The 6,321-nt window shown below is 35.3% G+C and carries 6 protein-coding genes; all 6 read left to right on the top strand.

Translation table 11 applies throughout. The annotated features are described in order from the left end of the window. The first annotated feature begins 105 nt into the window (after positions 1–105). The 6 genes from HGC4_RS02925 to HGC4_RS02900 are packed head-to-tail and all read left to right on the top strand — an operon-like array spanning position 106 to position 6,286. The gene (locus HGC4_RS02925; RefSeq protein WP_050708625.1) at positions 106–657 is read left to right on the top strand and encodes a NuoI/complex I 23 kDa subunit family protein; all 552 of its coding nucleotides are present in this window, start codon (positions 106–108) and stop codon (positions 655–657) included. Between the two features lie 40 nt (positions 658–697). Then, positions 698–1,201, top strand: a complete 504-nt coding sequence (locus tag HGC4_RS02920) for an NADH-quinone oxidoreductase subunit J family protein (RefSeq protein ID WP_050708624.1) — start codon at positions 698–700, stop codon at positions 1,199–1,201. 3 nt (positions 1,202–1,204) lie between these two features. Further along, positions 1,205–1,525 (top strand): NADH-quinone oxidoreductase subunit NuoK, encoded by a 321-nt coding sequence (gene nuoK, locus HGC4_RS02915; protein WP_050708623.1) that lies wholly within the window; start codon positions 1,205–1,207, stop codon positions 1,523–1,525. 6 nt (positions 1,526–1,531) lie between these two features. Then, positions 1,532–3,421 carry an NADH-quinone oxidoreductase subunit L gene (nuoL, locus tag HGC4_RS02910; RefSeq protein ID WP_050708622.1) on the top strand — a complete coding sequence of 630 codons (1,890 nt, stop codon included), beginning with the start codon at positions 1,532–1,534 and terminating at the stop codon, positions 3,419–3,421. Between the two features lie 16 nt (positions 3,422–3,437). After that, positions 3,438–4,871: a complex I subunit 4 family protein gene (locus HGC4_RS02905; protein ID WP_050708621.1), complete on the top strand. Its 1,434-nt coding sequence runs from the start codon at positions 3,438–3,440 to the stop codon at positions 4,869–4,871. A gap of 20 nt (positions 4,872–4,891) precedes the next feature. After that, positions 4,892–6,286, top strand: coding sequence for an NADH-quinone oxidoreductase subunit N (locus HGC4_RS02900; RefSeq protein ID WP_050708620.1), 1,395 nt, complete (start codon positions 4,892–4,894; stop codon positions 6,284–6,286). Positions 6,287–6,321: the final 35 nt, after the last annotated feature.

The following is a 6,321-nucleotide window of genomic DNA, read 5'->3' as shown; positions in this document are numbered from 1 at the left end:
TAAACAAAAGTATTTAATGAGATATTAAAAATCATAAGTGCTTATTTTATTATACTTACAAAGTAATAAAAAGCTCTGCGAGCTTACTAAAAACAATTATTTGCTATGGCAATAGAAAATATATCATTATCGGGAAGAAAGACGGCTGTCTCTAATAAAGAGATGACCTTCTGGGAGCGTCTATATTTTATAGCGATAATTAAAGGGATGATGATTACCATAAAGCACTTTTTCTCAAGAAAAGTAACTGTTCAGTATCCCGAACAAAAACGTGAATACAGTCCTGTTTATAGAGGACAACATGTATTGATGAGAGACGAAGAAGGTCGTGAACGTTGTACTGCTTGTGGATTATGCGCTCTTTCGTGTCCTGCAGAAGCTATTACAATGAAAGCTGCCGAACGTACAAAAGATGAAATGCATTTGTATCGCGAAGAAAAATATGCAGCTATATATGAAATCAATATGTTGCGCTGTATTTTCTGCGGATTGTGTGAAGAAGCTTGTCCAAAAGAAGCCATCTATTTGACAAAGTCTCAAAAACATGTAAAACCAGATGTTACAAGACAAAGTTTTATCTACGGAAAGGACAAACTTGTTATTTCTATTGAAGATGCAAAAGCAAGAAAGTTCGACGGATTTAGAATAGACGCTTAATAAAGAAATAAATTAGGTCTGCGACCTTAATATAAATAAAATGATAACGATAATTTTTTATATTCTGGCAACAATTACTCTAGGTACTGGAATTTTGACTGTTTTAGCCAAAAATCCTATACATAGTGCAGTTTATATGGTTGTCTGTTTTTTCTCGATTGCAGGTCATTTTTTGATGCTTAATGCACAATTTTTATCAGTAGTACATATTATAGTATACACAGGTGCTATTATGATATTATTGCTGTTTACATTGATGCTTATGAATTTGAGTGATCAGCACGAACCGAAGAAAAAAGTGGCGAGTCGTATTGCTGCTGCAGTATCGGTATGCTTAACAGCAATTGTTGTGCTAGCAGTATTCCTTAAAGCTAATATTGTAATGGAATCTTATAAGACCGAAAATATAGATTTTCAGTCGGTAGAGGTTATAGGACAAGTATTACTTGACGAATATATGGTACCATTCGAATTTGCTTCCATTTTGCTAATTACTGCAATGATTGGAGCTGTATTGATTTCAAAAAGAGAGAAAAAAGCTTAAGATATGCTGGATATATTAGAACAAGTTGGTATTAACAATTACATCTACCTTTCTACATTATTGTTTTGTGTGGGTGTACTTGGTATTTTGTATCGACGCAGTACAATAGTTATGCTGATGTCGGTTGAATTGATGCTTGCAGCTGCAAATTTGTTGTTAGCCGTATTTTCGGTTTATCATCAAGATGTGAGCGGACAGGTATTTGTCATCTTTGCAATGGCAGTAGCAGCGGCCGAAGTCGCAGTAGGATTGGCTATATTAGTCTCAATCTATAGAAATATCGGTTCAATTGATATCGATAAATTAAAAAACTTGAAAGGGTAATTTTGAATGGAAACAGGGTTAGTATTATTACTTTTGATTTTTCCTCTGGTTGGTTTCTTAATCAATCTGAGTGTAGGTAAAAAGATTGGGCGATCGTTACCCGGTATTATTGCTACAGCAGCAGTAACGGGTAGTTTTATAATCTCACTCTTTTATTTTATACAGATACTTTCGACCGGAGAGGCAATCGAAGTTCATCTTTTTGAATGGGTAGCTTTCGGCGAATTTTCGGTGAACCTTGCTTTTGTTCTCGATCAGCTTTCGCTACTATGGTTACTGGTTGTAACAGGTATCGGAGCATTGATACATATCTATTCGATAGGGTACATGCATGACGATGAAAACGTAGATCGTTTTTTCTCATATCTCAATCTGTTTATCTTCTTTATGATTGTGCTTGTAACAGCAAACAATCTATTGGTGATGTTTATCGGATGGGAAGGCGTAGGATTATGTTCATATCTATTGATTGGCTTCTGGTATAAAAATCAACAATTTAATGATGCCGCTAAAAAGGCATTTATTATGAATAGGATAGGGGACTTAGGTTTTTTAACTGGAGTTTTCACTTTAGCATATCTGTTTAAAACAGTCGATTTTGCAACTTTAAAACTAGCACTTTCTACAACTACTACCCCTGAAACTTCGGCATTATTAGGTGTAGCAGCATTTTGCTTGTTTATTGGAGCAATGGGTAAAAGTGCTCAGATACCATTATATACATGGTTGCCCGATGCTATGGCAGGTCCAACACCAGTATCGGCATTGATACACGCTGCAACGATGGTAACAGCGGGTATATTCATGATTACCCGATTGAACTTCTTATTCGATCTTACTCCTGATATTCAATACTTCATTGCGATCATTGGTGCTGTAACAGCATTGTTTGCTGCTTCGATAGGAATTGTTCAGACAGATATTAAGAAAGTACTGGCATACTCTACTGTATCTCAACTCGGACTTATGTTCTTAGCTTTGGGACTTGGAGCTTATCAGATTGCTGTGTTCCACGTAATAACACATGCTTTCTTTAAAGCTTGTTTATTCTTAGGATCGGGTTCGGTTATCCATGCAATGGGTGGCGAGCAGGATATGAGAAAGATGGGTGGCTTGAAAGGTGTAATGTCTATCACTTATATAACATTCCTAGTTTCTACATTATCTATTTCGGGGATTCCTCCATTTGCAGGTTTCTTCTCGAAAGACGAAATAATGTTAGTTGCATTCCAAAATAGCCCTATTCTTTGGGTAGTTGCTATGTTGGCATCTTTACTAACAGCTTTCTATATGTTCAGAGTATTGTATCTTACATTCTTTAAAGAATTCAGAGGTACTGCGGAACAAAAGAAACATTTACATGAATCGCCTTTTTCTATGACTATACCTCTTATCGTATTAGGAGTGTTGGCTACTGTGGGAGGTTTGATTAGCTTACCTTTTGGATATAGTTGGTTGAATAATTATTTATCTCCTATATTCTCGGGTTCGGGTGCTGCCGAAGCACATGGTTTCTCTACAGAACAAATGGTCTTTATGGGAGTTTCAACTCTTATTGCCCTTATTGGTATGAGTTTGGCATATTATAAATATATGACTAAATCGACAGTGCCAGAAGAAGATGAGAAGATCACCGGTTTTGCGAAAGTACTTTACAACAAATATTATATTGATGAGATATATAATGCAATATTCATAAAGCCTATATATGCTATGGCTAATTTCTTTAAGAATGTTGTAGAAAGTATAATAACAGGAGTGGTATTCGGGTTTGCTTTAATTGCTAAAGGATTATCTGCTCCGGCAAAAGCTTTACAAAACGGAAGTGTTGGATTTTATCTTTCATTCTTTGTTGTGGCCTTCTGCTTGTTAATCATCTGTTTATTTCTTGTTTAAAAATTAAAAAAGAGACATGAATATCGCTATTATATTAATCATTTTATTAGTAGGTGCAATTCTTACTTATCTTTCAGGAAATAGATGGGCTCCTAAAGTTGCTATGTTGTTTGCTATTATTACAGCAATCTTTTCAATAGCATTATTATTAGAGTACCACAATACGGGAACTAATTTTAGTGTACAATGGATTAATAGTCCTTCAGTGATGTTTTCGCTCAAGGCAGATGGCTTGTCGCTGATTATGGTATTGTTGACTTCGGTCTTATTACCTATAATATTATTGACAGCTGTATCTCATACTGTTCCGTACGAAAAATTGCTTTATAGTTTAATCCTATTTATGGCATTTGCCATGACTGGAGTATTCTTAAGTAGTGATGCTCTATTGTATTATGTTTTCTGGGAATTATCTCTTATACCTATATACTTCATTGTTGTATTATGGGGGAATGGCTCGATGTCTAAAAGAAGACGATCTGCATTGACATTCTTTATATATACATTTGCCGGTTCGCTATTCATGTTAGGAGCTATTATATACCTGTATACAAAAACAGGAAGTTTCCAATTAGAAGCTTTATATAATGCCAATCTAAGTGATACCGAGCAATTGTGGATTTTCCTAGCATTCTTTTTTGCATACGCTATTAAGATTCCTATTTTTCCTTTTCACACATGGCAAGCAAATGTATATCAAAAGGCTCCTTTAGTGGGTACATTACTTTTGGGTGCATTAATGTCGAAAATGGCTCTATATAGTGCTTTACGTTGGCAGTTACCAATTGCACCTCATGCAGCTCATGGTATGCAAACTGTTGTTTTGACTTTGTCAATAATTGGTGTGATTTATGGTTCTATTGTGGCTTTAAAACAAGATAACCTAAAACGTTTCTTTGCTTATGCTTCTTTGGCTCACGTAGGTTTTATTGCAGCCGGAATATATGCCTTAACTTTAGACGGTCTTCAAGGCGCAGTATTGTTAATGGTTGCACACGGTTTTGGTGTCGTAGGTTTATTCTTCGGTTCGGAAGTTATATATAGAAGATTTAATACTCCTTTGATTAGTCAGATGGGAGGTATTAAAGGACAAGCTCCCAAGTTTACAATAGCTTTCTTTTTAATGATAATGGCTTCGATTGCTATACCGTTGTCTTTTAACTTTGTAGGGGAAATGACAATAATGTACGGTCTTTATCAGGTTAGTATATGGTATACAGTTCTTATCGGAACATCTATGTTCTTAGGTGCGTTCTTTATGTTGCACATGTATCAACTTGTAATGTTGGGAGAAGTACGTAAGAAACCATTTGCAGATTTAACGGTAAATGAAGGTCTTGTCTTCATTTTGTTGGCTGCTGTTTTACTGTTTTTCGGTTTGTACTCCAAGCCTATTGTTGATTTGGTATCACCAAGTCTTCAAGAAATTTTAATGTATGTGAATAGATAACTGTTTAGCTAAAATATATAATGAGTACATTGATAGCTGTCTCTGGACTGGGCATTGTTTGTCTTTTATTAGAGATTTTAAATTTAAGAAAAATACTTGTACCTGTAACACTACTGTTGTTGGCTGGTATATTGGGAATGACTATTGCTGAGTTCTATTTAGGAGAGTCTTTCTTCTATCGTGATGACTACAATATGATCGTAAGTACCAGTTATTCGCGAGGTTTTTCTATCCTGTTTATTATCCTTGCAACTTTTGTAATTGCAATGAGTCCCGAATTTTATAAAGACAAAATAGAGAAGATTGCAGATTATGTATCTCTCAAAGTTTTTCTTTTATCTGGAGCTATTGCAATGGTTTCATTTGGTAATCTTTCGATGTTCTTTATCGGAATCGAGGTGTTATCGATAGCTGCTTACGTTTTAGCTGCAAGTAATCCGGGTAGAATAAGTAGTAACGAGGCAGGAATGAAGTATTTCATTATGGGTGCTTTTGCTTCTAGCTTTATATTGTTTGGTATAGCTCTTGTTTATGGAGCAATCGGATCATTCGATATAGCAATCATTACAGAAGTATCTAAGGCTGAAGGAGCCAATCTCCCTATATGGTTTAACATGGGATTTATAATGATTCTCGTTGGGCTATTATTTAAGGCTTCGGTAGTTCCTTTTCACTTTTGGGCTCCCGATGTATACGAAGGTTCTCCAACACTAGTAACAACTCTGATGAGTACCTTAGTAAAGGTTGCAGCAATTGCTACACTTTATAAAGTAGTCGTGATAATGGGTGTAGCAATGACTCCAGCAGTTCAGATATCAATTGTGGTATTCTCTATATTATCTCTTACAGTCGGAAATATTACCGCTCTTAATCAAAAGAGTTTGAAGCGTATGATGGCTTATTCGGGTATTTCTCATGCAGGTTTTATGATGATGGATCTACTTTCTACTAGTAGTGATGCGGCAAATAGCCTTCTATATTATGCTGCAGCTTATTCTTTAGCGGGTATTGCAGGTTTTGCAGTTATAATGGCTGTAAGTGAAGGTAAAGGACATGAGAACGTTGAGAATCTACATGGATTGGCTAAACGTAATCCTCTACTTGCCGGAATATTAACTTGTGCTTTAGTTTCTTTAGGAGGTATTCCTATATTTGCAGGATTTTTTGCTAAACTATTTATGTTTACTCAAATGGTAGATGCAGGCTATCTGATTCTAGTAATATTCGGTATTATCAATTCTATTATAGCAATCTTCTACTACTTTGGAACAGCCAATGTGATGTTTACAAAGGAACCGGCAAGTGAATCTTCACTTAAGGTTCCTGTTAGATATGTTCTAGTAGCTTCTATTGCAATAATCCTTAATATTATATTAGGTATTTATCCATCTTTAATAATGGGATTATCTTTATAATTACAATAGGAAAAGATATAAAAAAGAAGAGTGAA

The sequence above is a fragment of the Dysgonomonas sp. HGC4 genome (assembly GCF_001261715.1).
Classification (GTDB): domain Bacteria; phylum Bacteroidota; class Bacteroidia; order Bacteroidales; family Dysgonomonadaceae; genus Dysgonomonas_A.
This window is presented reverse-complemented; position numbering and strand designations above follow the sequence as displayed.

Coding starts and splice junctions, on each gene's coding strand:
- HGC4_RS02925 (WP_050708625.1), top strand. CDS start 106: ATGGCAATAGAAAATATATCATTATCGGGAAGAAAGACGGCTGTCTCT.
- HGC4_RS02920 (WP_050708624.1), top strand. CDS start 698: ATGATAACGATAATTTTTTATATTCTGGCAACAATTACTCTAGGTACT.
- nuoK (WP_050708623.1), top strand. CDS start 1,205: ATGCTGGATATATTAGAACAAGTTGGTATTAACAATTACATCTACCTT.
- nuoL (WP_050708622.1), top strand. CDS start 1,532: ATGGAAACAGGGTTAGTATTATTACTTTTGATTTTTCCTCTGGTTGGT.
- HGC4_RS02905 (WP_050708621.1), top strand. CDS start 3,438: ATGAATATCGCTATTATATTAATCATTTTATTAGTAGGTGCAATTCTT.
- HGC4_RS02900 (WP_050708620.1), top strand. CDS start 4,892: ATGAGTACATTGATAGCTGTCTCTGGACTGGGCATTGTTTGTCTTTTA.